We start from the raw sequence: 26,276 nt of genomic DNA, 5'->3' as shown, positions 1-26,276 counted from the left end.
TATCGCAATATTATAATTATGAAACTATCCACTATTAAAAAACATCTTGAAGAACTAGATGTTATTGCATTTGAATTACCTAATGGTGATCTTGTACCCAATCATTTTCATGTAACTGAAGTAGGTAAAGTGACCAAGAACTTTATTGACTGCGGCGGTACCGTGCGTAATGAAGAGGTTGTTAACTTCCAGCTTTGGAGTGCAAATGATTATGATCACAGGTTGCATCCAGAAAAGCTCCTAGATATAATTACACTTTCTGAAAAAATATTAGGAATAGAAGATCTAGAAATCGAGGTAGAATATCAAGGAGATACTATAGGGAAATTTGGTTTGGAGTTTAACGGCAAACATTTTTTACTTACCTCTAAACAGACGGATTGTCTTGCCAAGGATAATTGTGGCATTCCAGTTAAAAAAGAAAAGAAGTCTCTCTCTCAACTTACTGCTACCAATACCTGTGCGCCAGGAAGCGGTTGTTGTTAAACATTAAAAACTAGTCATGGTATTTACAGAAATTTCTGATTACTTGAAAAATATTCAAGTAAACTCTATAGATGAGCAACGCAAAGAAACACTACAACCTTTAATTGATTTTATTAAAGACCGAGTACAAGCAGATAAGGATGTTAGAATTAACTTTATTTGTACTCATAACTCTAGACGTAGTCACCTATCTCAAATTTGGGCTCAAGCTGCTGCATCGTACTTAGGTTTCAATAAAGTTACAACCTATTCTGCCGGTACTGAGGCTACTGCACTCTTTCCTGTAGTTGCTCAAACCCTAGAATCGCAAGGATTTCAAATAGAAAAATTATCTGAAACCGATAATCCAGTTTACTCCATAAAATATGGTGAAAATGAACATCCTATCATAGGATTTTCCAAGGTGCTAAATAATAATTTTAATCCACAAGGAGAATTTGCCGCGGTGATGACTTGTGATTCTGCAAATGAAACCTGTCCTTTCATAGCAGGAGCGATTAAAAGAATTCCAATCACCTTTCTAGATCCTAAAATATCTGATGGCACACCACAACAGCAAGATGTTTATTTAGAACGCAGCCATCAAATCGCAACAGAAATGCTTTATGTATTTCAACAAGCCCAAAAATAGTCTTTGTAATTATAAAGAGTGAGCACTCTAAAAAAGTGTTTTATAAAACAGTAGAGAAATGTCTTCAAAAAAATTAAACTTTCTTGACAGGAATTTAACGCTTTGGATTTTTATTGCCATGGCAATAGGAGTAGGGTTAGGTTATTTTATACCTTCTTTTCCGGATATTGTAAATTCATTTAGTAGTGGAAGTACAAATATTCCTATTGCTATTGGTTTGATATTGATGATGTATCCACCGCTAGCCAAGGTGAATTACTCATTGCTTCCCAAAGTTTTTAAGAACGTAAAAATACTATCCACCTCATTGATTCTTAATTGGGTGATAGGTCCTGTTCTTATGTTCATATTAGCAATTCTATTTCTGCAAGATTATCCAGAGTACATGGTTGGACTCATTTTGATAGGACTAGCTCGCTGTATAGCCATGGTTCTTGTATGGAACGATCTTGCTGAAGGAAGTAGTGAATACGGTGCTGGTTTAGTTGCTCTCAATAGCATCTTTCAGGTTTTCGGTTATAGTTTTTATGCTTGGTTGTTTATCACTATTTTGCCACCATACTTTGGATTTGAAGGAGCGATAGTTGATATTTCCATAAGTACTATTGCAGAAAGCGTTGCTATTTATCTAGGAATACCTTTTTTAATGGGTATTCTAAGTCGATTTATTTTAATTCGAATAAAAGGAGAACAATGGTATACTCAAACTTTTATTCCCACTATATCTCCGTTAACCCTAATAGCACTGTTGTTTACTATAATAATCATGTTTTCATTAAAAGGTGAGCTTATTGTTGAAATCCCTATGGATGTGCTTATAATAGCAATCCCATTAATGATTTACTTTACCTTAATGTTCATCATTGGATTTTTCTTTACCCGTGCGATGGGTGCAGAATATGATAAAACGGCATCGGTGGCATTTACCGCAGCAGGAAATAATTTTGAACTGGCAATCGCAGTCGCTATAGCGGTATTTGGACTTAACTCTGGACAAGCATTTGCAGGAGTAATTGGTCCACTGGTAGAAGTTCCAGCATTAATTTTATTGGTAAGAGTTTCTTTTTGGCTGAAAAAGAAGTATTATGATGCTTCTTAACCATGAGACACTTAACTTTACTATTATGAAAAAGATCATCTTACTTATCGGTGTTTTTATGATGTTAGGTTGTTTTGAAAAGGAAACAGCCAAGTATCCAAGCAAGCAGCCTAGTTGGGAAACGAAGAAAGCAGATGTTGAGGATTTTTCCGCTTTCGCGAAAGCAAAAACATACCTACCAGTATACTCGCACATCTATCACGTGCATGATGAACGTGCCTTTGATCTTACTGCTACAGCGAGTATAAGAAATATATCACCTACAGAACCTCTTTATATAACGCAAGCAGATTATTATAACACCACAGGTGAAATAGTAAGATCGTATGTTAAGGATCCTATAGTGGTTAATCCTATGGAAACTCTAGAAATTATTATACGCGAAAAGGATTATGAAGGAGGATCTGGTGCTAATTTCCTATTTGAATGGGCAATGAAAAATACAGATAATCCACCGCTGTTTGAGGCTGTTATGATATCTACTTATGGGTCTCAAGGTTTGTCATTTACAACTCGAGGTGTTCCTGTTCAGTAACTCGATGTATTGATTCATGAGTGGTCTTAATACTATAGAGAACAGGCAGGATGTGGCAAGTCTCGTTCATTTGTTCTATTCCAAGGTGAGAAAAAATGAGATCCTTGCACCTATTTTTTCAAAACACATAAAAGATCATCAGTGGCAATTGCATATTAGTAAGTTGACTGATTTTTGGGAATCGAATTTATTCAAAAAGGCAGGTTACAAGGGTAATCCAGTATCCCATCACATTAAAGTTGACAAAGCGGAATCTTATAAAATCGAGCCCACACATTTTGGTATTTGGCTACAACTGTGGATTGAGTCGGTAGACGAACTTTTTCAAGGAGAAATTGCTACACAAGCAAAATTTATCGCAAGAAAAATGAGCACAGGACAATACATTGCAATGTGGAATCATAGACCAGATATATTTAAATAACTTATTATTACTAAGAGTACTTAAATCATTAACAAATTAAAAGGTTACTTGGAGTGCTCCTTTTAATTATTTTCGTAGTATGACTCACGATCTATCACCTTTGCGAAAACATATTGAAGAAATAGTAAGTTTAACTGATAGTGAATGGCAGTTTGTTGCATCTCATTTTGAGTATAAAAGTTTGAAAAAACATCAATTCGTGATACAAACAGGTCAAGTTGTAGATCATGAATTTTGGATTTTAAAGGGGCTTTTAAGGACTTATTCCCTAGATGAAAATGGTAAGGAACACATCCTACAGTTTGCTTCAGAAAATTATTGGATAAGTGATTATCATGCTTATCAATATCAAATGCCTGCAACTTTATTTTTAGATTGTTTAGAGGACACACACTTTTTAAGTCTAAGTTTTGAGAGTCGAGAATTGATATGTAAGGAAGTACCTGCTATGGCCAACTTTTTCAGGGTAAAATTAAATTACGGTTTTGTTCATTTGCAACAAAGAGTACTTTCTCATCTTACCCAAACGGTTGAACAGCGTTATGAACGATTAATTGACGAAATGCCGCATTTGATTCAACGAGTTCCAAAAAAACTTCTTGCTTCATACCTAGGTGTAAGTAGAGAAACATTAAGCAGATTGAAGGTATAAGTTACACATCGCCATTTACATCTGTGGTTTGATTAAATTTAAAAATGAAAAAAACATTAGTCTTATTTGCTCATCCTAGATTTGAAGATTCAAGAGCCAATGCTACTTTAATCGATCGATTATTCTCTAAAAGTCATATTACATTGCATGACCTGTATGAAACCTATCCAGATTTTCATATCAATGTAAGAAAAGAACAGAAATTATTAGAAGAACACGATATCATAATCTGGCACCACCCATTGTACTGGTACAGTAGTCCAGCAATTTTAAAGCAATGGATGGACATGGTATTAGAGTTTAATTGGGCCTACGGTCCTGAAGGTAACATGTTGCAAGGTAAAACTGTATTTAATGTTATAACCACTGGCGGCTCTAGAGAGGTGTATTGTTCACAAGGGTATAACAGTTATACTATAAATGAATTTTTAAGACCCTTTGAACAAACTGCAAATTTGTGTGGGATGCATTATTTACCACCATTTGCGGTTATGGGAACTCATAAATTATCCGAAGAGCAATTACTAGATTATGCAAATCAATATGAAAATCTCATTGATTTACTCAAAGGTGATTTTGATGCTACTGGATTATCTAATTGCTTCTTTTTAAACGATCTTGAATTGATTAAAAACCCAAATTCATGACAGGAACATTACTTTTTGAAGCAATTGTATTTCTAGCAGGAGCCTTAATTTGTGTTTCTATCGCTAAACGACTAGGATTAAGTTCTGTGATAGGTTATTTAATCGCCGGAGTCATTATCGGACCTTATGTCTTAGGTTTAATAGGTGAAGAAGGAGATGATATTCTTCATTTTGCAGAATTTGGAGTTGTGGTAATGCTGTTTCTTATAGGTCTAGAGATTGAACCCAAGAGCTTCTGGAACATGCGTAAGTCTATATTAGGTATGGGAGGAATACAAGTTACGGCGACACTAGTATTGACTTACTTACTTTTTACAATATTAGGATATGAATGGCAAGTAGCACTCGTAATAGCCATGGCAGTGTCTTTATCTTCCACTGCAATAGCCTTGCAAACCATTAAGGAAAAAGGCTTAATGGAAACCACCTTTGGAATAAGTTCCTTTTCAATATTGCTGTTTCAGGATATTATCGTGATTGTAATGTTAGGAGCCTTGCCCTTATTGTCTTCTCAAGATCCATCAAATGTAAGCTCAAATGGACATGAAGCAACCTTAATTGAAAATTTGCCCATAGGATTGCAAACATTGGCTATTCTTGCCTCTGTAGTGGTAATTGTGCTAGTAGGAAGATATTTAATAGTACCAATACTTCGAAAGGTTTCAAAAACCGGAGTGCGTGAATTACTTATCGCAGCAGCTTTCTTAATCGTATTTTCTATTTCGTATTTAATGGAGTTTGTAGGTTTAAGTCCTGCATTAGGAGCATTTTTAGGTGGAGTAGTGCTCTCAACAAGTGAATTTAAACATGAGTTAGAAAGTACACTAGAGCCTTTTAAAAATTTACTATTGGGTTTGTTTTTTATGGCAGTAGGTGCTTCCATAAACTTTATTGTAATAGCAGAAAGTCCTTTTACAATAGGTGGTTTACTAGTACTTATTATAACTTTAAAAGCCGCTGTTTTATACATCACGGGCCGAGTTTTTAAGCTTAAACTTGATCAAAAACTACTCTTAACTTTGAGCCTAGCACAAGTAGGTGAATTTGCATTCGTTTTACTTTCATTTGCTTTTCAATTAGAAATTCTTGCACCAGAGCAAATGGACGTTATGTTGGTGATTACAGCACTTTCTATGTCGCTCACACCTATACTCAGTTTAATTAATGAACGAGTGATTTTACCTAAAGTTGGTACCAAAGAATCCATTAAACGACCTATGGATCATATTGCTAAATCTCAAAAGGTAATTTTGGTAGGCTTTGGACATTTTGGAAGTACCGTTGGGCGATTTATGAGATCTCATGGAGTTGAGGCTACCATACTAGACATAGATTCTAACCGTGTTGATTTTTTGAGGAAAATGGGTTTTGAGGTATACTATGGCGACGCTACTAGGCAAGATCTTCTTGAATCTGCTGGGATAGCTCAAGCAAAAATGTTAATCTGCGCTATTGATAATCCTGCGGTGAATAAGGAAGTTGCATTACTAGTTAAAGAAAAATATCCTCATGTTGAACTGCTCGTAAGAGCCAAAAATCGTTATGAGGCGTATGAATTACTTAATCTGGGTATTGAATATATATACCGAGAAACCTTGGATACTTCCCTTTCTCTTGCCAGTGATGCCTTACACAAATTAGGTTTCAGGAAATATACCTTAAATCGACAAGTGCAAAATTTTATTACCTACGACGTTGAAAGTTTGAAACGATTAGCCAAAGAACCTAAGCGAGATGAAAATTACATTTTTAAGGCTAGGCAAGAACTGGAACAGCAAGAAAAACTTCTAGAACGTGATTTTAAACGTGGTATAGTAACCTACGACAAGCACTGGGATGGTGAACACATTAGGAAATCCCTCGAACAAAACGATTAATCTTAATATTCCTTTTAGTTTGATTAGGGTTTTATTAAGTACGCTTTCGCGAAAGCGCAATCATTACAAGATTTTCTTAACATCATTAATCTTTTATGATAACTAGCTTTATCCAATAATAAAAATTAACATGTGACATAAGTCACAAATTAACTGTGAGGAAAAGCACTTTAAAATGGTGAGTTCAGTCCTCGCAAATCAGGGCAAACTATTGGAACTTTGTACCTCTTTAACCCATTAAAGTTTAAATAAAAGTTACAATATGAAAATAATAACAGCGGTAAGTGCTTTAGTGATTTTTTCACTTTTAACAGTTATCAATAAAAAAGAAAAAACAATGGATACACCAAAAATTTTAATGATTTTGTCTAGTCATAAAGAGCTAGGAGACACTGGGAAAACTACAGGATATTATTTAAGTGAAGTTACTCATGCTTATGAAGTATTTAAAGAAGCAGGTTATGACATCACATTTGTAAGTCCAGAAGGTGGTTTGCCACCAGTGGATGGTTTTGATCTTGATGATGAGATTAATAAGAAATATTGGGAAGATGAGGATTTTCAAGCAAAATTGAAATCAACCTTAAAACCATCTCAAGTTGAAGCGAGTCAATACCAAGTAATTTACTACGCTGGTGGTCATGGAACGATGTGGGATTTCCCTAATAATCAGGAGTTAGCAAATATAGCTAGTGAGATTTATGAGAATGATGGAATTGTAAGTGCTGTATGTCACGGTCCATCGGGATTGATCAATATCAAATTATCAGATGGTAGCTATTTAGTAGATGGTAAAACATTAAGCGTATTTACAAACGAGGAAGAAGCAAATGTTGAACTTACCGAGGTTGTTCCATTTTTACTAGAGGATGAATTAAAGGAAAAAGGAGCTAAAATTGATAAAGCCGATATGTGGCAAGAAAAAGTAAGTATAGATCAACGTGTTGTTACCGGACAAAATCCAGCATCAGCAGGATTAGTAGCTCGTAGTGTAGTGGATTTACTCACTAAGTAATGCTTAAAAGCAACTATTATAAATAGAGAAACGCAGGTTCAAAACCTGCGTTTTTTCTTTTTATATAGTACTAGAATCTTCAAATGGTAAGAATTAAAAGATTGGTTCATCACTAGATTGAAAATTTGCATTTATCGTTTTAAGTGTCCTTACGGTTTTCAAATTATTATTATTTCCACCAATCATTACTAGCAGCTACCGGTTTTGAGATAAGCACAGGTTCTCCTATTTGTGGGATTACCATAGGAATACTAAGTTCGGCAGCTTTTTTCTCCACACGCTCAATTGGATCAGTCCAAGAATGCTGCGCTAGTTTGAACGCACCCCAGTGAATAGGCATCATAGATTTTGTTTTGAGATCAATTGCGGCTTGGGCAGTTTCCTCAGGAAACATGTGTATTTCTGACCACAATTCATTGTATTGACCACATTCAATCATCGCAAAATCAAACGGACCGTATTTTTCACCTATTTCTTTAAAATGAGCACCATAACCACTATCACCACTAAAAAATAGCTGTTCAGTTGAAGATTTTATAATCCACGAGCACCATAATGTTTGATCTCGGTCGCTCAAACCTCGACCAGAGAAATGTTGAGCAGGTGTACTAGTAAAGGTTAAACCATAAAGTTGCGTGTTTTCCCACCAATCTAATTCAGTGATTTTTTCATCATCAATTCCCCAAGCTAATAAATGATTACCTAATCCTAGAGGAGTATAAAAGACTTCTACCTTGTCTTTTAATTTTATAATGGATTCATAATCCAAATGGTCATAATGATCATGGGATAATAGAACCACATCTATTTTTGGAAGTTGTTCTATAGCAATCGGAGGTTCCTCATTAAAACGTTTTGAACCTAACCATGGATGAGGTGCAGGAACATCACTCAACATAGGGTCTATCAGAATGTTTTTTTCATTGATCTGAACTAAAAAAGTAGAATGACCGAACCATATGATCCTTGCTTCACCCTTATAATTATCAATGGATACAGAGTCAATTTTTTGAACTTGTAGTGAGTGGTTAGGTCTGGCATTGGGGATTTTTTTAAACATACCAGCAGTAGCCTTCATCATGTCTTTAAAGCTCATTTCTGTTGAGATGTTTCCTGCATTCTTAAACTTACCGTCAGTATAGTTGTCGGATTTTGTGTAAGACTGTTTTTTTTCATCACTAGCCTTGCCACCAAATTGTGGACTAGTGTATAAGAATATTACACTTATGAGGAAAATCACTCCGATAACAATACCTAGACCTAAAAGCACCTTGTTTAATATTTTTAATATGAACTTCATTTTTTGTTTACTCTATAACAAAGGTATTAAGTAACATGGCTTAAAAGTTCAAACTATTTATTCTTCTTAGTTTATGATGAGATAAATCCTAGTTAATTAATAGTATTGATAATGCAAACGACCTTAGAACATATATTATGTTCTAAGGTCGCTTTAAAACATTGACTTAATTTAAATGACTATATGATCTTGATCTTTATATTTTTCATAAAAATCAGGATAATTAGATTTAAAAGTGTTTTTTATAAATTCTAGAGGAACGTCTTCAAAATGTCCGTAATCTTCAAGGTATGACATGAATTTTGCATTTTCATTATTGTATTCCTGTAAAACAGAATCTTGGGTACCATCAAATTCTAGAACGTTTACTTGATAAATGTCGCACAACTCCTTGTTGAAGGCTGGTGAGCACTTTACCCATTGATTATTAAAATACACATCTACCAGACCATGAGGAGCTAGCTCATTAGTTCCAATTACCTTTTCTAGACGTTCAGTAGCAATATGATTAGAAACTTTAGCAAGATGCAATCTTGCCGGTATATTAAAGGCACGTAAACATGCTATATATAAAATGGCTTTGTCAATGCAATGGCCATCTTTTTTTTGAGCAATATTACTAGCTTTAAAATGTTCAGCAGTCAAACCTATATTAAAGGGAAGATAGCGCCAACCATCTCTTACTTTAATATATAATTTTTCTATTAATTCCTGTTTAGATTCAATATGTCTAAATTCTTTGAGAATGTCCTGTATTACAGGATTTTCATAGTCAAAGAAGTAGGTAGATTCTGTATATTTCATTTCACAAATTTACATCATTTCGCCACGTGCAGGATACTCTTTATCTAGTATAAAGTCTATAGCTTTTAACATGGAAGGTAAATGAGGTCTACCCCATGGATTACTATTAATCGCAGCATAGTAGATATCGTTATGACTGTCCACGAGGAACAATCCAGGTTCACTAAATAAATCAGGTTCACCTTCTTTAATTCCTTTGCTCAAATAAAGTCCCCAATTTCTAGCCGACTCTTCCGATAAATCATATCCTAGAGATACTTTGTCGATTTCCCATTTTTGCCTAGAAAGTCTAGCTCTTTTTTCATCATCCATACTTACAGCCACTGCTTGAACACCTTTATCCTCAAAATCAGATAAGAGTTCATTGAGTTGTTCCAAGTATTTTTTACATAATGGACAATGCAGTCCTCTATAAAATATTACAAGTGTAAAATTTTCACTTTCTGCTGTTTTAAGATCCCATACTTTATCTCCTAGTAAAGGAAATGATAGTTCTGGAGCTTGTTGTTGTGGAATAGGTTTTTTCATAAAATAAAAATAGAATCTTGTAGCTGGACAATTCTAAAATCATTCCTAAACTCGTGCTAATGCCTTTTTAAAACAAAACTATTAACTATTAAATGTTTAATAAATTAAAGCAATGGTTAAACAAAATAAGTATATTTATTGAAAATTGAAATTATGGCAGATAAAGAAAAAAATAGAGTTCCCATGGTTAACAGAACTCCAGCCGATATGCATGCTGATGGTGTTCACTTTGATCCAAAAATCAAGGAGGCTTTAAAGGCTGAAAGGGCAAGACGAGAAACAAAACACCAAAAGGATCTGAATAAAAAATAGAGATTTATGTAATACTGTAACTTTTGTTACTGTTACGCTTTCGCGAAAGCGTGATATTTGCATAAAAATTTATTATTGATGCATTGGATTTATGAACCGTGGCCTTGGTATGTTGCAGGGCCATTGATTGCGCTTGTCATGTTTTTATTATTGTTTTTAGGTAAGCAATTTGGAATCTCGGCAAATTTAAGAACGAAATGTGCGGCTTTCGGAGCTGGTAAAACATCAGATTTTTTTGATTTTGATTGGAAAGAAGAGCGATGGAACTTAATGATTGTGCTAGGTGCGGTAATTGGAGGATTCTTGGGATCCACCTTTATGACAAATAATGGTGATAACAGTGTTTCTATCTCAAAAAATACCGTAGAAGAGCTTAAAAGTGAGTATGATTTTCAAAGTGCTGGTGATAGTTATTTGCCAGAAGAATTGTTTACAATTGAAAGTTTAAACGACCTCACAACAATTGCAATATTGCTAGTTGGTGGTTTTCTTGTTGGGTTTGGAGCCCGATATGCAGGTGGCTGTACTTCGGGACATGCTATATCTGGATTGAGCAACTTACAATTACCATCTCTCGTAGCTGTCATAGGTTTTTTTATAGGTGGATTAATAATGATTCACGTTTTCTTCCCCTTAATATTCTAATATGAAAAAGTATACAGCTTATTTAGCCATAGGAGTATTTTTTGGTTTAGTAATGTATAAGTCTGAGGCTGCTTCGTGGTTTAGGATTTATGAAATGTTTCGTTTCGATAGCTTTCATATGTACGGAATTATTGGAAGTGCTCTTATTCTTGGAGTAGTGGGAATACAATTAATTAAGCGTAAAAATATCAAAGCCTTAGGTGGACGAGATATGCAATTAAACCAAAAACAACCTAGTTTTCCTAGGTATTTAATTGGCGGAATTCTTTTTGGATTAGGTTGGGCGCTTGCAGGTGCATGCCCTGGACCTATGTATGTTTTGATAGGTGCTGGTTTTCCTACTATTTTAATCGTAATTAGTGGTGCATTAATAGGCACTTACGTTTATGGCCTTTTACGAACTAGGCTTCCTCATTAATAATGAATTTTCTTGTTAATTTGTTTTAGATACAGAAATTACTGATAAACAGAAAATTAACTACTATTATCATATTGTTTAGAATTTTACATGGTTATAAAATTTAACTTTGGTAAAATTTCTGCTATGGATAAGATTACTTTTAAAGATTTCGGTTATGCAGAAGTGTTTGTTTTTAAAAATTTTTTAATCACCCAAATAGCAGAAGGGATTGTAGTTGGCGAAGGTCATGTTCGTTATTTGAAGATGTTTATAGAAAAAACCTACGGATCAAATCCGATGGTTTATTTGAGTAATAGGGTTAACTCCTATAGCGTAAATCCACTCGTCTATCATCATTTTCCTGAGATTCCCAATCTTTTGGGTATTGGTGTGGTTGCATATTCACCGCTTACTATTCAAAATATTAGGATTGAAAAAAAATTTTCAAAAGTTCCTTTTCAAGCATTTGATAAAATTGAACAAGCGGTCATTTGGTCTGATTATTTGGTCACAGCTCACATTAAAAAACACTTAGTATAACATAAATACTTACTGTATTTAAAAAACCTCTAACTCTTAAAAAAGTTAGAGGTTTTTTAAATTATTATATATTATTTTTTTACAGCTAATTAATTATTTAGCTTTGTCTAAAAATAAGTTTTGATACTTCGTAAATTAGAATTGTGTATAGTAATGGCTTTTGTAATGCCCATTGTTTCACTCGCTCAATCACCTTCTTTAACTATAAAAGGTAAAGTTTTAAGTGATAAAGATCCTGTAGTTCTGGCTACTGTTGTAGTTAAAGAAACAAACACACGAGCATTCACTAATATTGATGGTGAATTTTATATAACCTTAGATGAGAAAGGTGTGTATACTCTTTATATTTCGGCATCCGGATACCGCAATTCAACCCAAACCATTAATCTATCTCAAGAAGAAAACTCGTTTGAATTCACATTGACAAAAGATGCTTTAGGATTAGACCAAGTTGTAGTAAGCGCTACGCGTAATCGAGTAGAACGTAAAAAAGCACCGGTGGTAATATCTTCTATAAGTACAAGATTGCTCAATGCAACCCAATCAACTACACTGGCCGATGGACTGAGTTATGCTCCTGGAGTAAGAGTAGAAAATAATTGTCAAAATTGTGGATTTACTCAAGTAAGATTAAATGGATTACAAGGAGCCTATACTCAGATTCTTTTGAATAGTAGACCAGTATTCACTTCTCTATTGGGCGTTTATGGTCTAGAGCAAATACCCGTTAATACCATTGATCGTATTGAAGTGGTGCGCAGTGGTGGTAGTGCTCTATATGGCTCAAATGCTATTGCAGGTACGGTAAACGTAATCACCAAAGATCCTGTTTTAAATACTTGGGAAATAGGTAGTACCATATCAAGCATAAAAGGAGAAGCACTGGATAGAAATTTAAATTTCAATTCATCTATGGTAGCTGATGATTTACAGACTGGAGTCACCTTATACGGCTCATACCGCAATCGCGATGCTTATGACGCTAATGATGATGGCTTTACTGAATTAGTAGAAATTGATAACACTACTGTAGGGGCAAAAGCTTTCTTGAAATCTCATGAGCGCAGTAGGATCTCATTAAATTTAAATGCCATAAAGGAATATAGACGTGGTGGTAACCGACTGGATCTTGCACCTCAATTTACCGATATTACGGAAGAGCTTCAACATGATACATTCATAGGTGGTGCCGATTATGAATGGGAAAGCACCGATTACTCTCACAAGCTACAAGCTTATACAAGTACATCTTATACAAATCGAGACAGCTATTACGGTGGTTTAGGAGGATCAAGAACTAGGCAGGATAGTTTAATTGCCAATAATGCATTTGGTACTACTAAGGATTTGGCTTGGGTAACAGGAGTTCAACATACCAAATCGTTCACAAGAGATGTAATCACTACAGGATTGGAATACGTAACAACCAACACAGAAGATGAAATTCCTGGCTATAATCGTTCTATTGATCAACAGGTAAATACTATTGGGTTTTACTCACAATACGAGTGGAAACCTACCGAAAAAGTTACTGCTTTATTAGGAGCCAGGTTTGACCATGTAAACGTGGATGGGAAATATTCAGTAGGAACAGTTTTGCGAGAAGTGTCAATCGATCAAACAGCTATTTCTCCCAGATTAACTATGAGTTATGACCTGACAAAACAAATTAAATTACGAGCAGGTTATGCTCGAGGTTTTAGAGCTCCACAAGCTTTTAATGAAGATTTACATATATCTAGTGTAGGAGGAGAACAGCTCTTTGTTATCTTATCTGAAGATTTAAAAACAGAATACTCTAATGCTTTTACCAGTTCTTTTAATTACTCTCTCTCAAAAAACTTACTTCAATTAGATTTTCTGGTAGAAGGATTTTATACAACTATTCAGGATCCATTTACTCAAGTGAGCACAGGTGCTACCTTAAATAATGGTTCTATATTAGAAGAGGTACGCAATGGTTCTGGTGCAACTGTTTTTGGTAGTAATATTGAAATTGGTGTTTCGCCATCATCCGATTGGAGGTTTCAAATAGGCGCTACCTATCAAAAATCTAGGTATGATGATGAACAATTACTCTTTGAAAGCGATGGTACTTTAGGAGAGTCTGATATCTTCATAGATGAGTTTGTACGTAATCCTAATTGGTATGGGTTTTTAAATGCTACCTGGTTACCGTCAGAAAAGTTTAATATCGATCTTACCAGTACCTATACAGGTCGCATGAATGTTCCTAGAGTAGTAAGCGACAGTGGATTTCTGCAAATAAATCGATCTAATCCTTTTTTAGACATGAATCTCAAAGTTGAAACTCATTTTGATTACAGTGATGATTTTATGATTACCATTTCTGGTGGAGTGCGCAATATGTTTGATAGTTTTCAAGACGATTTTGATACAGGCGCTACCAGAGATTCAGATTATGTTTATGGGCCTATGGCTCCTAGAACTGTATTTTTAGGAATCAAAATTGGTAAAATGCATTGATTATGAAACTGTATACTACACTCGTTTTTGTTATTGTGGTCTTTGTGGTATTACCATTAAACGCACAAGACAATTCAATAGAATGGACCACGATTGAGAATGTTGAGGACTCGCTTTCGCGAAAGCGTAAAAAAACAATCCTTTATTTTTATACGGATTGGTGTGTGTATTGTAAAAAAATGGAGCAATCAGCATTTAAAGATCTACAGGTAATAGAGAAATTAAAAAAGGATTATTATAGCATTAAATTAAACGCTGAAACGGCTGATACTATCCAAATAGGCAATGATCAATTTATCAATAAAAATCTTAAAAAATCTAGAAACCCGACTCATGAGCTCGCCGAATTATTAGGAAGTCGAAAAGACAAACCTTTTGTAGCGCCTGTAATTGTACTATTTGATGAACAATTCAATGTTATCAAGCGTTCTTTTGAGTATTTATCTCCAAAGGAATTGTATCAATGGATTCAATAAAAAAAAGCCTTTTCGTAAATTGAAAAGGCTTTTCTTCTTTTTTGTTTAAAAATCTTATAAAGTAATATTGATAGTATTACCAGTTACTGTTGTATACACTGCTTGATTGTCACAAGCACCAGAGCCATAATCCAAGCTACCTTGTAGAACTGTACCATTAAAATCAAGAACACCTTGAGTGATATTTGCACAAGTATAAGGTTTGAGTAATGGTTGTGAGATGGTAATTGTAAGACTAGAACCATTTGGTCTACTTACCGTTCTATTACCCATGAATAATTCCACTACATCATCAGTTCTTGTTAATGTTCCAGCTCCTTGAATAAGTCGAGTGTCAACGTCGCTATTAAAGTTAAATACCGATCCATTTAAACTGGTAAAACTTCCATTTGAAACATTTCTATTCCATTGAATACTGGTTGATGTTGACGTATTTGTATAAGTTACTAGACCAGATAGACCTCTTCCATTTATAGTGTAATTGCGTCTTTCTACAGTTGCTACTGCTCCTGGATTACGTAACATGTCAGTTAAAGTAATTTCGATTATCCCGGTTCGGGTAATACCTCTAGGAGATGTGCAGCCAGTCCCAAAATCTAGTGTATACGTTTTAGGAAAACCACCGTTTGTAGTTTGAGTGGTAACAACCACACAACCATTTTTAGAAATGCTATTCTCTTCTGTAAAATCTCTTGAGAAATTAAGGTCCTCGACATCTAGAACTAGATCAAAATCAAACGATTCTGCTACTTCAATAGCTGCGCTTTCCTTTGCTAGTTCTGTATCAGATTGGTTTGTGTTTTCTTCATCACTAGAACATGAGGTGCCTATTGAAAGTAATACTGTCATGAAAGATAAAATCAATAATTTTCTCATAATAAATGGTTTTAATGTTTAACGATTATGAGACCCTTAAAATTGTAGAAAGTTTAAAAGGACTTATTTTTTAAGTCCAAGTAAAAGTAAGTCTGGCAGTTCTACTTTAAGGGTTTCAATCTCACTGGGAGATTTCTTTGGAATCCATAAATAGATGGATCTTAGTGTGCTCAAAAGATTGAATAAGATAGTTTCAACACTCATGTTTTTGAACTCGCCTTTATCGATTCCTTCAAGTATGATTTGTTTAAAATCAGCCTCATAATTCTTACGCAATCGAATATATTCTTCATAGGAAACTCCTTCTAGATGCATCCAGTCGTTATTAAGAACAGCTAGTGAATCAGTAAGTGACAAAGCAATTTTTATATGTAAGGCGATAAGATTTTGAGCCTTTACAAAGGCAGTGCTATCGTCACTTTCAACTTGCTTCATTCCATTGGTAAATTCGTGAGCAACCTCAAGAATTAGAATCGTAAGTATTTCTTGTTTGCCAGATATATGATTATACAAGCTTGCAGCCTTCATATCTAGCGCCGCAGCTAGATCTCGCATGGTAACGGCAGAATATCCACGTTCTTTAAAAAGTCGTGCTGCAGTAGTTAGAATTTGAGATTTACGCTGGGTCATGGGATTGCAAGTATACCTCTAAAACAAATTATTCACAAAAGTTTATACCATCCATGTGATAATTAGACTTTAGATTTGCGTGTAAATACGCAGACATGCTACAAAACATAGAATCTAATCCTTTAATTGACCGTTTACCACCTCATTTAAAACAATTCATAAAACCACAAAACTATGAATTGTACACAGCGCAAGATCAAGCGGTGTGGCGTCATGTCATGCAGCGTAATGTTGAGTTTTTAAGTAAAGTCGCTCATGGATCGTACTTAAAAGGATTGGAAAAAACAGGTATTTCTATTGAAGAGATTCCTTCTATGTATGGAATGAATCGTATTTTAAAGGAAATAGGCTGGGCAGCAGTTGCGGTTGATGGATTTATTCCACCAGCTGCCTTTATGGAATTTCAAGCCTATAAAATATTGGTAATTGCTGCCGATATAAGAAAGCTAGAGAATATTGAATACACGCCTGCTCCAGATATTATCCACGAGGCTGCAGGACATGCTCCTATAATTGCCAGCCCAGACTATGCAGAATATTTAAGACGATTTGGAGAAATAGGTAGTAAAGCAATTTCAAGTGCACACGATCATCAAATGTACGAGGCTGTTAGGCAGCTTTCCATACTTAAAGAAACACGCACGGCTGTTCACGATGCACAGCTAGATCAACAAATCTCCATTGCCGAGGAAGAAGTGGAACGTTTACAAAACAAAAAGGTAGAACCTAGCGAGATGTCTCTCATTCGCAACTTGCATTGGTGGACTGTGGAATACGGATTAGTAGGAACTCTAGACGATCCTAAGATTTATGGAGCAGGATTGCTTTCTAGTATAGGTGAGAGTAAAAGTTGCTTGGAGCCAGAAGTGGAAAAAAGACCTTATTCTATTGATGCTGCTTATCAAGACTTTGATATAACTCGCAAACAACCGCATTTATATGTTACACCAGATTTTGCCCGATTGAGCGAGGTTCTTGAAGAGTTTGCTAATACTATGGCTGTACGTAAAGGTGGTCATCGAGGCTTACGTAAATTAATAGATTCTAAGAGTTTAGGGACTATAGAATTGAGCACCGGATTACAAGTATCAGGAGTATTTACTCGTATGATTACTAATGAGGATAACGAGGTGGTATTCTTTGAGACAACAGGTGAATCGGCACTAGCGTATAGGGAGAAGGAACTTATCGGGCATGGAATTTCTACACATAAAAAAGGCTTTTTGAGTCCGCTAGGAAAACTAAAAGGCATTTCGCTAGCCATTGAGGATATGGGACCACGTGATTTACAAGCTTATAATTTTTATGATAATGAACGTATAGAGTTTACCTATGAAAGTGGTATTCACGTAGAAGGTTTAAATGTAACTGGTATGCGTAATTTGAATGGTAAACTTATGCTTATTCAATTCGTGGACTGCACGGTTACTTACAAGGATGAGGTGCTTTTTACACCTCAAGATGGTATGCTGCATTTAGCAGTTGGAAAGGAAATAGTTAGTGCCTATGCTGGTCCGGCCGATTATCACAGCTTTGACCTGGTATACCACGAGAGTGATACAAAAACTGTGAAACCTGTTTACACTGAAAAACAACTTGTCGTTCATGGATGGTATGAAAAGGTACGACGCTTTCGCGAAAGCGTAAAAACAAATAACACTGTCTTAAACGATGATCAAATCAATGAGCTTACAGGTATCTTGAATCGAGTGGAAAAAGAATTTCCTGATCAATGGTTGTTGATAGATGAGATTAATGAGTTACTTACTTAAAAAGTTATAAGTGGGAATGAAGTACGCACAATAGTTCCATTGCCAAGTGTGCTCGTTAATGTGGTAATACCGTTCAATTCATCAACTAACTGATGGAGCAATTTTAAGCCATTGGAATAGGTGAGTTCTTTTTTAGTAAAGCCTACACCAGTGTCATGCGTAATTATCACAAGTTCTTTGTTTTCTATAGAAACAATATTTGTGATGTAAGTCGCTGCGGAGTGTTGAACTGCGTTGTGCAGCGCTTCGTTTGTTAGTATTAGTAATTTCCAGAAATGTATAGGTTCTAACATTTGGTTTAAATAGGTCGGAAAACTGGTTTTAAAAGTAGTTTTACTGGAGGTTTTCTTGTAATGGTCCTGTAGAATTGTGATAAGCTTAGTAAGGTCATCGAGAGAAAATTCTATACTTTTAAGGGAGTAATCGGTAATAATATGGATAGCTTCGTTTTTAACTGAAGGTTGTTCATTATGTTTAGCAGCAAGGGATTTTATTAAGTCGTGTTGTTTTTTTAGGCGAGTTCTATGTGCAGCTCTAGCTTTTACCCTAGCTTTTTTGGCGGCTTTTTCTTCTTGCTTAAAGAATTGAACAATAAGTATCCCAAGACCAAAACCTATAAGTATATAGTTTATGTATTCCATACGACTAAGGTATAAAAGCTACATTTAGGACTTTAAAAATTAGTAAATAAAAATGTTCGGACTATTTAAAAATAAAAAGAAACAAAGAATACAGGAATACCTTAATCAGGATGCGTTGCTACTTGATGTGCGCACTTCATCAGAATTTAATGGTAATAATATCCCTGGATCATTAAACATACCATTGTCTTCTTTAGAGAGTCAATTGGATAAATTGGATAGGGAAAAACCCATAATCGCATATTGTAAAATGGGTGGTCGTAGTACTATGGCTACTGCAAAACTTAAGTCTAAAGGATTTAAAGTGATTGATGCTGGTGGAATAGGTTCTGTTAAAAAATATATCAAAAAGAATTAAAGTAGATTTTTCCTATTTTTACCTTATGAAATTGGATTATCATAACATCAAGGCCGAAGGTAAATTTACCATTACCAACTTTCAATGTGGTCCTTCCTTGAACTTGCTAAAGGAAGATGGTATGTATAAAATTATATGGTGTAATAAAGGAGAGCAAGAAATGATGGTTGATGGGTATGACTTATTGCTCAAACAAAATCAAGTACTGTTTTGTACGCCAAATAATATAGTTGAGGTCCCAAAGAACAATCACGGTTTGATTGCCTTTGTGTTTAATCGTGAGTTTTATTGTATTCAACATAATGATGAAGAAGTAAGTTGCAATGGACTGTTATTCTATGGCTCGTCCACTGCGCCGGTAATCTCATTGTCAGATAAACAATCTCGTAGCTTTGAGGCCATGCTTTTACTTTTTCAAGAAGAGTTTGAGACTAAGGATCGTATTCAAGGTGAAATGTTAAGAACTTTGCTTAAAAGAATGTTGATTACCAGCACTCGATTACTCAAAGAAAATGGTTTGTCTGAGGAACTCTCCATTAAACAGCTTGATTTATTTAGACAGTATAATATTTTAGTAGAGCAACATTTTAAGGAAAACCATCAAGTAAGTGATTATGCAGCCATGTTGTATAAATCACCCAAAACCTTATCCAATTTGTTCAAAAAAAACAATTTAAAATCGCCCTTACAGATCATAAACGAGCGCATTGTTGTAGAAGCAAAACGTTTGTTGAGAAATTCTCAACATAGCGCCGAGGAAATAGCTTTTGAATTAGGATACAACGAGGCTAGTCATTTCTCTAAGTTTTTTAAAAAACATGTAGGAATATCACCCTTGCAGTATCGCAAGGATCACTAGAACTTTCTAGCTGTTAAACCACTAGGGATATATAACTGGCGACTGTCATACATATTGATATACAAATCTAGAGTGTCTTTACTTCCTTTGTAATAAACGCGGTACTTATCTAATAAAGCGACACCTTTAAAACCATTTTTTGATTTCATAGGGCAACAGCTTCCAGCTCTGTAATATTCGAGTTCTTCTCCATTAGGACCAGCTAGTGCATTTAGAAAGCGTCGTTCATTAGTTGGACCTTCGTTAGAATTAACGCCACCTACCATGGCAGGCTTGTCAGGTGTATATCCATAATCCTTATCAGTTGCCTTGGCAGTTACAAGAAAGGCATAAGAGTTTTGAAGAATTTGGGTTTTCTCTACACTTGTATCTTCAGTTTTTGAATTACTTTTTTCAAGAGCAGTTTTAGTACTATTGCAGCTCGTCATAAAGATAAAGAGTGTAAATAAGGCTAGATTTTTCATGTTGAAATTTTGGTTTATTAAAAATACAATCTTTAAAACAAAAACAGGCAGTCCTTTATGAATCTGCCTGTTTTCAATCAACCAACTAACTATGAAAAAAATACACTTTATACAGTAGCAGTTTCCAAAGCTTGTGCTTCTGGAAAATCTACCGGCACTTGTGTAGTATTGTGTAGGTAATTTGAAATGGTTTTATCACCTATTAAAACGATAGTGTCTACTAGATTTTCTTGCGAATATCCGGCATCAAAAAAAGCTTCTATTTTATCATTATCTGCGCGACCTCTATTTTCAGTAATATTTTTGGCCAGCGCTGCAAGAGCGTTGTAACTCTCATTATTACTAGACTTTCCTGATCGAAACTCCAGGATTTCCTCGTCAGTAAATCCATTCATTTTTCCTATCGCAGTATGAGCGCTCAAGCAGTATTGACATTCATTTACCTGGCTCACTGCTAGGTTTACGATTTCTTTTTCTTTATTATTTAAAGAAGTTTTGGCGCTAGAGAAATTCAAATAATTACTCAATGCATTATTGGAAAGCGCATAGGTCGCGTATAGATTAGGTACAAACCCTAATTGTTTCTCAAGGTTGTCAAAAATTCCTTGATTTGTATTGTTAACTTGATCTCTTGTTGGGACATTAAAAGTTGCCATATTGTATCTATTTAATTGTACTTGTTTGTTTTGTTGGTACAAATATCCGATGAGAATAGACCTTTAGAAATGTGGTTATTTCCTTATACGTTATCAATAATTCCCGATACTTAAATTTTGTGCTCTTAGACTTATATTTAAGGAAAATTTGAATGCATGAAATGTTTAAAATTACTCTTGACTTTATTGGTTGTTTTAGCTTGCGCCAAAACAAATTCACAACAACTGCCAGAACCACCAGAATCCCAAAAACTATACGAATCTCAAAACTTTAGATTATTAGGTCCGTTTAGAGGTGGCCGTAGTGCCGCTGTTACGGGTGTGCCAGGAAAACCTAATTTGTTTTATTTCGGAAGTACCGGTGGTGGAGTGTGGAAAACACAAGATGGTGGTAGAACCTGGAAGAATATCTCTGATGGATTTTTTGGAGGATCTATTGGTGCTGTAAGCGTTGCACCAAGTGATCATAATGTAATCTATGTAGGTGGTGGAGAAAAAACAGTGAGAGGAAATGTATCTAGTGGATATGGTGTGTATAAAAGTGAAGATGCAGGTAAAACATGGAAGTCTGCAGGATTACCTAATAGTAGACACGTACCTCGTATCGCTATCGATCCCAATGACCACAATATAGTTTACGCAGCTGTACTAGGTAATATTTACAAACCCACAACAGATCGCGGCGTCTATAAATCTACCGATGGTGGTAAAACATGGAGTAAAAAGCTTTATGCCAATGATATGGCAGGAGCTGTTGATTTAATCATAGACCCTAACAATCCACGTGTATTGTATGCCAGCACTTGGAGACTTCAACGTACACCTTACAGTTTAAGCAGTGGTGGTGATGGCAGTGCTTTATGGAAAAGTACAGATTACGGTGAAACATGGAAGAAAATCTCTTCCAATGAAGGTTTCCCTCAAGGTACTTTAGGAATAATGGGTATTACCGTATCACCAGTAAGTAGTGACAGGTTATATGCCATAGTTGAACATAAAGATAAAGGTGGTGTTTATCGTAGTAATGACGCTGGCCTTACGTGGCGACGCACCAATAGTGACCGTAGTTTAAGACAAAGAGCTTGGTATTATACGCGTATTTATGCCGATACTGAAGACGTGGATAAACTTTACGTAGTAAACGTAAGCTACCATAAAAGCGTTGATGGTGGTAAAACCTTTGAAAGTGCCAGAGCTCCTCATGGTGATCATCATGATTTATGGATTGCACCAGAGGATTCAAACAGAATGATCATGGCCGATGACGGTGGCGCTCAAGTAACCTACGATGGTGGTCAAACCTGGAGCACCTATCACAATCAACCTACTGCTCAATATTATAGAGTAACCACAGATGATAGCTTTCCTTATCGAATTTATGTTGCACAACAGGATAATGGAACGATTAGAATCCCTCATAGAACCACTGGTCGTAGTATAACAGATAAAGACTGGGAAGGAACCGCTGGTGGAGAAAGTGCTCACATTGCTGTGGATCCTAAAAATAACGATATCGTTTATGGTGGTAGCTATGGTGGTTATCTTACTAGGGTAAATCATCAAACTAAATCGGTACGTGCGGTAAACGTTTGGCCAGATAATCCAATGGGTCATGGCGCAGAAGGAATGAAATACCGTTTTCAATGGAACTTCCCTATTATGTTTTCAAAACATGAACCTAATAAATTATACGCGTTCTCAAATCACGTTCACGTAACTACTGACGAAGGTCAAAGTTGGGAACTACTAAGTAAAGATCTTACACGTAATGACCCTACTAAATTAGGTCCTAGTGGTGGACCTATTACAAAAGATAATACAGGTGTAGAATACTATTGTACCATTTTTGCCGCTGCCGAATCTCCTGTGAAAGCTGGTGAGTTATGGGTAGGAAGTGATGATGGACTAGTACACCTTACTCGCGACGGCGGGAAAAACTGGCAAAATATAACTCCTAAAGGACTTCCAGAATGGGCTCAAATAAATAGTATTGAACCTAGTCGTTACGATGCAGCCACATGCTACGTAGCAGCCACACGATACAAGCTAGGAGACTTTGAACCGTACCTGTTTAAGACAGACGATTACGGGAAATCCTGGAAAAAAATAACCACCGGTATACCAGACGAGCATTTTACGCGAGTTATTCGTGAAGATGACAAGACTCAAGGTATGTTATACGCAGGAACCGAGACTGGACTGTACATCTCTTTCAACGATGGTAAAAATTGGGAGAGTTTTCAACTTAATCTCCCTATAGTTCCAGTAACAGACCTTGCTGTGAAGAATAGTAACCTAATCATCGCAACTCAGGGAAGAAGTTTGTGGATTCACGATGACTTAGATTTAGTTAGACAAGGAGTGCAGCACACGCTTTCGCGAAAGCAGAATGAAAACATTCTTTTCAAACCAAAAACCGCCTACAGGATGGCAGGAAATGGTAGGCCAGGATCTTTAACTGCAGGGACAAACCATCCAGCAGGTGTTCAAATTCACTTTTATTTACCGAAATTAAATGAGAAGGACAGTGTGGCACTTAGTTTTTATGACGATAAAAATAAGTTGATTAAAAAGTATGCTACTTATGATAAAAAAAGTCCGCTCAAGGCAAAAACCGGTGCAAATCTATTTAATTGGAATACTCAATACGACGGTGCCGAACAGCTAAAAGGTATGATTCTATGGTGGGCAAACCTTTCTGGGCCAAAAGCAGTTCCTGGTAATTATAAGGTAGAATTAGAGATTAATGATGAGAAGTTAAGTCAACCTATTACCATTATCGCACCACCAAATAGTGAGGCAACTGTGGCAGACATGCAAAAACAGTTTGATTTCATAACCGAGGTAAACGCAACGGTTGACAAAGCGCATAAGAGTATTAAAAATATACGAGAGTTTAATAAGAAACTTACTTCATTTAAAAACCTCTATAAGGAGGATGAGAGAGAAGAAGTAAAAGAAATGGTGGAAATGGCTACTCAAATGCAAAAGAAATTCAATGAAGTAGAAAAAGCGCTGTATCAAACCCAAAACCGAAGTGGTCAGGATCCATTAAATTTCCCAATTCGTTTGACGAATAAGTTGGCTCATTTAAATAGCCTAACAGGAATGAGTGATTTTGCACCTACTAATCAAGCGATTCAAGTAAAAAATGAGTTAACTAGTGCGATTGAATTACAACTTCAGGAGTTTGACAAGGTACTCCAATCAGATATTAAGCAGTTCAATAATAAGTTTAACGAGATTAAATTAGATTACTTGATGTTGGATAAAGAATAATTCTAGCATAATTTAGATCAAAATCCGCAGAAATAATCTCTGCGGATTTTTTATTTTAACCGTAATATACTGATATTCAATATATAAAAAATTTTAAAAAAAGTTTTTTTATTTAAACTTTTGAATACATTTGACCCCATGATGAGCAGCAATCATTTTTTTAAACTGCGCATCGCCTTTTTAAATGAAAATTGTTTTCAGATTCGGGCTGGAGGACATAAAGAAGTCTATCCTCACAGCTGCTCTAGGTATAGAGAACCGAATTTTATGGCTGACTTCTGAAATTCAATCTTATCTAACAGGTAGAATTAACTCTTATTTAATTGTTAATCAACCTTCTCTTCATTTTTTAAACTTTAATAATTAGTAGCTTTAAGCTAACTAATAATCGACATATAACTTTATATAATGAAGAACAAGTATATTGATCTCATTGATCAAACCTTCTATTTTCCTCAAGAGGAATTTGAATTAAAAAACAATTGGCTACAATTTCACGGTATTGACCTTAAACAATTAGTAGCTGATTATGGATCGCCTTTAAAATTTACCTACTTACCTAAAATATCGCAAAATATAAAAGCGGCGCAAGGATGGTTTCAGGATGCAATAAAAGCACATGATTATAAAGGAGAATACCATTATTGTTATTGTACAAAAAGCTCGCATTTTAAACATGTGCTAGATGAAGCGTTGAAGAATAATATTCATATTGAAACTTCAAGTGCTTTTGATTTGGACATAGTTCAACAGCTTAAAAAAAGCGGAAAAATAAAACCAGATACTTACATAGTGAGTAATGGTTTTAAACGTGACCAGTACATTGACAACATTGCACAATTAGTTAATCAAGGACATGATAACTCAATTAGTGTTATTGATAATTATGAAGAATTAGGGTTGTTGCGTGGTGCAATTAACCGTCCGTTTAATGTAGGAATACGCATTGCTAGTGAAGAAGAACCTAAGTTTGAGTTCTATACTTCAAGACTAGGGATTGGGTATAAGGATATTGTTCCTTTCTACAAAAAACAAATACAAAACGATGAAAAAGTATCACTCAAAATGTTACACTTTTTCATTAATACAGGAATTAGAGATACTGCTTACTACTGGAACGAGCTCAATAAATGTTTGAATGTTTATGTACAGCTCAAAAAAATATGTCCAGAATTAGACAGTCTGAATATAGGTGGTGGATTTCCTATTAAGAACTCACTTGCCTTTGAATACGACTATGCCTATATGATTCATGAGATTGTAGGTCAAATTAAACAGTATTGTGTTCAGGCAGGAGTAGATGAGCCTAATATTTTTACTGAGTTTGGAAGCTATACCGTGGGAGAAAGTGGTGGTGCTATTTTTCAAGTACTGTATCAAAAACAACAAAATGATCGTGAAAAATGGAACATGATCAACAGTTCCTTTATCACAACATTACCAGATACTTGGGCCATAAATAAGCGATTCATCATGTTACCTCTTAACGGGTGGAATAATGAGTATGAGCGCGTATTACTAGGTGGTCTTACTTGTGATAGTGATGACTATTACAACAGTGAACAACACATGAATGCTATTTATTTACCTAAATACAATAAGGATAGACCGTTGTTCCTTGGATTTTTTAATACAGGTGCTTATCAAGAAACCATAGGTGGATTCGGTGGTTTACAACACTGCTTGATACCACAACCTAAACATATTCTTATAGATAGAGATGAAGAAGGCAATTTAACTACTTCACTTTTTTCTGAACAACAAAAATCTGAGCAGCTTTTGTCTCTTTTAGGTTACAGTGAGTCACCACTTACAGTAACAAGTGAAGAGGATGTCGAGTTGCCTGAAACAATCAATTACTCTATTTAATCCTTTCATAAAAA

28 protein-coding genes are annotated in these 26,276 nt (G+C 35.3%); 20 read left to right on the top strand and 8 right to left on the bottom strand.

The window, feature by feature from the left end; genetic code table 11:
* Positions 1 to 18: 18 nt before the first annotated feature.
* The 9 genes from AAT17_RS04770 (at position 19) to AAT17_RS04730 (ending at position 7,366) form a co-directional block, all read left to right on the top strand.
* A complete protein-coding gene (locus AAT17_RS04770; protein WP_060523120.1) occupies positions 19 to 486 on the top strand; it encodes a DUF6428 family protein in 468 nt (155 codons plus the stop codon).
* 16 nt (positions 487 to 502) lie between these two features.
* Positions 503 to 1,117, top strand: a complete 615-nt coding sequence (locus tag AAT17_RS04765; RefSeq protein WP_060523119.1) for a protein-tyrosine-phosphatase — start codon at positions 503 to 505, stop codon at positions 1,115 to 1,117.
* Positions 1,118 to 1,175: 58 nt separating this feature from the next.
* Positions 1,176 to 2,216: an ACR3 family arsenite efflux transporter gene (gene arsB, locus AAT17_RS04760; protein WP_060523118.1), complete on the top strand. Its 1,041-nt coding sequence runs from the start codon at positions 1,176 to 1,178 to the stop codon at positions 2,214 to 2,216.
* A gap of 25 nt (positions 2,217 to 2,241) precedes the next feature.
* Entirely contained in the window at positions 2,242 to 2,751 is a 510-nt protein-coding gene (locus AAT17_RS04755) for a DUF3124 domain-containing protein (protein WP_060523117.1), read from the top strand.
* A 16-nt stretch (positions 2,752 to 2,767) separates the two neighbouring features.
* Positions 2,768 to 3,175, top strand: coding sequence for a group III truncated hemoglobin (locus AAT17_RS04750; protein ID WP_060523116.1), 408 nt, complete (start codon positions 2,768 to 2,770; stop codon positions 3,173 to 3,175).
* 79 nt (positions 3,176 to 3,254) lie between these two features.
* Complete coding sequence (locus AAT17_RS04745; protein ID WP_060523115.1) at positions 3,255 to 3,827, top strand: Crp/Fnr family transcriptional regulator; 573 nt, start codon at positions 3,255 to 3,257, stop codon at positions 3,825 to 3,827.
* Positions 3,828 to 3,871: 44 nt separating this feature from the next.
* Complete coding sequence (locus tag AAT17_RS04740) at positions 3,872 to 4,474, top strand: NAD(P)H-dependent oxidoreductase (RefSeq protein ID WP_042279860.1); 603 nt, start codon at positions 3,872 to 3,874, stop codon at positions 4,472 to 4,474.
* Complete coding sequence (locus tag AAT17_RS04735; RefSeq protein WP_060523114.1) at positions 4,471 to 6,351, top strand: monovalent cation:proton antiporter-2 (CPA2) family protein; 1,881 nt, start codon at positions 4,471 to 4,473, stop codon at positions 6,349 to 6,351. The genes AAT17_RS04740 and AAT17_RS04735 overlap by 4 nt, the downstream gene beginning before the upstream one ends.
* 262 nt (positions 6,352 to 6,613) lie before the next feature.
* A complete protein-coding gene (locus AAT17_RS04730) occupies positions 6,614 to 7,366 on the top strand; it encodes a type 1 glutamine amidotransferase domain-containing protein (RefSeq protein ID WP_060523113.1) in 753 nt (250 codons plus the stop codon).
* A 169-nt stretch (positions 7,367 to 7,535) separates the two neighbouring features.
* On the opposite strand, the gene AAT17_RS04725 is transcribed toward AAT17_RS04730, so the two are convergent.
* From AAT17_RS04725 to AAT17_RS04715, 3 genes are all read right to left on the bottom strand, one after another.
* Complete coding sequence (locus tag AAT17_RS04725; RefSeq protein WP_060523112.1) at positions 7,536 to 8,666, bottom strand: MBL fold metallo-hydrolase; 1,131 nt, start codon at positions 8,664 to 8,666, stop codon at positions 7,536 to 7,538.
* 171 nt (positions 8,667 to 8,837) lie between these two features.
* On the bottom strand, positions 8,838 to 9,470 hold the full coding sequence (locus AAT17_RS04720; protein ID WP_060523111.1) for a transglutaminase family protein: 633 nt from the start codon (positions 9,468 to 9,470) through the stop codon (positions 8,838 to 8,840).
* A gap of 9 nt (positions 9,471 to 9,479) precedes the next feature.
* A complete protein-coding gene (locus tag AAT17_RS04715) occupies positions 9,480 to 9,998 on the bottom strand; it encodes a peroxiredoxin-like family protein (RefSeq protein ID WP_060523110.1) in 519 nt (172 codons plus the stop codon).
* Positions 9,999 to 10,151: 153 nt separating this feature from the next.
* Between AAT17_RS04715 and AAT17_RS13280 the strand changes: the two genes are divergently transcribed.
* The 6 genes from AAT17_RS13280 to AAT17_RS04690 all read left to right on the top strand — a co-directional run bounded on the left by AAT17_RS13280 (position 10,152) and on the right by AAT17_RS04690 (position 14,858).
* Entirely contained in the window at positions 10,152 to 10,310 is a 159-nt protein-coding gene (locus AAT17_RS13280) for a hypothetical protein (protein ID WP_157539233.1), read from the top strand.
* A gap of 78 nt (positions 10,311 to 10,388) precedes the next feature.
* Positions 10,389 to 10,955 carry a YeeE/YedE family protein gene (locus tag AAT17_RS04710; protein WP_060523109.1) on the top strand — a complete coding sequence of 189 codons (567 nt, stop codon included), beginning with the start codon at positions 10,389 to 10,391 and terminating at the stop codon, positions 10,953 to 10,955.
* Position 10,956: 1 nt separating this feature from the next.
* Positions 10,957 to 11,373, top strand: coding sequence for a DUF6691 family protein (locus tag AAT17_RS04705; protein ID WP_042279849.1), 417 nt, complete (start codon positions 10,957 to 10,959; stop codon positions 11,371 to 11,373).
* A 126-nt stretch (positions 11,374 to 11,499) separates the two neighbouring features.
* Entirely contained in the window at positions 11,500 to 11,895 is a 396-nt protein-coding gene (locus AAT17_RS04700; RefSeq protein WP_157539232.1) for a hypothetical protein, read from the top strand.
* A 165-nt stretch (positions 11,896 to 12,060) separates the two neighbouring features.
* Positions 12,061 to 14,382 (top strand): TonB-dependent receptor, encoded by a 2,322-nt coding sequence (locus AAT17_RS04695; RefSeq protein WP_253279794.1) that lies wholly within the window; start codon positions 12,061 to 12,063, stop codon positions 14,380 to 14,382.
* Positions 14,383 to 14,384: 2 nt separating this feature from the next.
* Positions 14,385 to 14,858 carry a thioredoxin fold domain-containing protein gene (locus AAT17_RS04690; protein WP_060523106.1) on the top strand — a complete coding sequence of 158 codons (474 nt, stop codon included), beginning with the start codon at positions 14,385 to 14,387 and terminating at the stop codon, positions 14,856 to 14,858.
* A 54-nt stretch (positions 14,859 to 14,912) separates the two neighbouring features.
* Here AAT17_RS04690 and AAT17_RS04685 read toward each other — a convergent pair whose 3' ends face one another.
* Together AAT17_RS04685 and AAT17_RS04680 are read right to left on the bottom strand one after the other, a co-directional pair.
* Positions 14,913 to 15,734: a hypothetical protein gene (locus AAT17_RS04685; RefSeq protein ID WP_157539231.1), complete on the bottom strand. Its 822-nt coding sequence runs from the start codon at positions 15,732 to 15,734 to the stop codon at positions 14,913 to 14,915.
* A gap of 63 nt (positions 15,735 to 15,797) precedes the next feature.
* Complete coding sequence (locus tag AAT17_RS04680) at positions 15,798 to 16,364, bottom strand: TetR/AcrR family transcriptional regulator (protein ID WP_042279839.1); 567 nt, start codon at positions 16,362 to 16,364, stop codon at positions 15,798 to 15,800.
* A 95-nt stretch (positions 16,365 to 16,459) separates the two neighbouring features.
* On the opposite strand from AAT17_RS04680, the gene AAT17_RS04675 reads away from it, so the two are divergent.
* On the top strand, positions 16,460 to 18,136 hold the full coding sequence (locus AAT17_RS04675) for an aromatic amino acid hydroxylase (protein ID WP_060523104.1): 1,677 nt from the start codon (positions 16,460 to 16,462) through the stop codon (positions 18,134 to 18,136).
* Here AAT17_RS04675 and AAT17_RS04670 read toward each other — a convergent pair.
* Complete coding sequence (locus AAT17_RS04670; protein ID WP_060523103.1) at positions 18,133 to 18,777, bottom strand: ATP-binding protein; 645 nt, start codon at positions 18,775 to 18,777, stop codon at positions 18,133 to 18,135. The genes AAT17_RS04675 and AAT17_RS04670 overlap by 4 nt on opposite strands.
* A 52-nt stretch (positions 18,778 to 18,829) precedes the next feature.
* Between AAT17_RS04670 and AAT17_RS04665 the strand changes: the two genes are divergently transcribed.
* The gene (locus AAT17_RS04665) at positions 18,830 to 19,135 is read left to right on the top strand and encodes a rhodanese-like domain-containing protein (protein WP_042279835.1); all 306 of its coding nucleotides are present in this window, start codon (positions 18,830 to 18,832) and stop codon (positions 19,133 to 19,135) included.
* Between the two features lie 25 nt (positions 19,136 to 19,160).
* The gene (locus AAT17_RS04660; protein ID WP_060523102.1) at positions 19,161 to 19,994 is read left to right on the top strand and encodes an AraC family transcriptional regulator; all 834 of its coding nucleotides are present in this window, start codon (positions 19,161 to 19,163) and stop codon (positions 19,992 to 19,994) included.
* Here the strand turns inward: AAT17_RS04660 and AAT17_RS04655 are convergent.
* Both AAT17_RS04655 and AAT17_RS04650 read right to left on the bottom strand, forming a co-directional pair.
* The gene (locus AAT17_RS04655; RefSeq protein WP_060523101.1) at positions 19,991 to 20,458 is read right to left on the bottom strand and encodes a hypothetical protein; all 468 of its coding nucleotides are present in this window, start codon (positions 20,456 to 20,458) and stop codon (positions 19,991 to 19,993) included. The two genes, AAT17_RS04660 and AAT17_RS04655, sit on opposite strands and share 4 nt — an antisense overlap.
* A gap of 107 nt (positions 20,459 to 20,565) precedes the next feature.
* A complete protein-coding gene (locus AAT17_RS04650; protein ID WP_060524994.1) occupies positions 20,566 to 21,114 on the bottom strand; it encodes a carboxymuconolactone decarboxylase family protein in 549 nt (182 codons plus the stop codon).
* A gap of 156 nt (positions 21,115 to 21,270) precedes the next feature.
* Between AAT17_RS04650 and AAT17_RS04645 the strand changes: the two genes are divergently transcribed.
* Both AAT17_RS04645 and AAT17_RS04640 read left to right on the top strand, forming a co-directional pair.
* Positions 21,271 to 24,393, top strand: a complete 3,123-nt coding sequence (locus AAT17_RS04645; RefSeq protein WP_060523100.1) for a glycosyl hydrolase — start codon at positions 21,271 to 21,273, stop codon at positions 24,391 to 24,393.
* A 408-nt stretch (positions 24,394 to 24,801) separates the two neighbouring features.
* Positions 24,802 to 26,262 (top strand): arginine decarboxylase, encoded by a 1,461-nt coding sequence (locus AAT17_RS04640; protein ID WP_060523099.1) that lies wholly within the window; start codon positions 24,802 to 24,804, stop codon positions 26,260 to 26,262.
* Positions 26,263 to 26,276: the final 14 nt, after the last annotated feature.

It is taken from the genome of Nonlabens sp. MIC269 (assembly GCF_001430865.1).
Classification (GTDB): Bacteria; Bacteroidota; Bacteroidia; order Flavobacteriales; family Flavobacteriaceae; genus Nonlabens; species Nonlabens tegetincola.
Note: the sequence above shows the minus strand (reverse complement) of the source record. Positions and strands in the feature narration are given on the sequence as shown.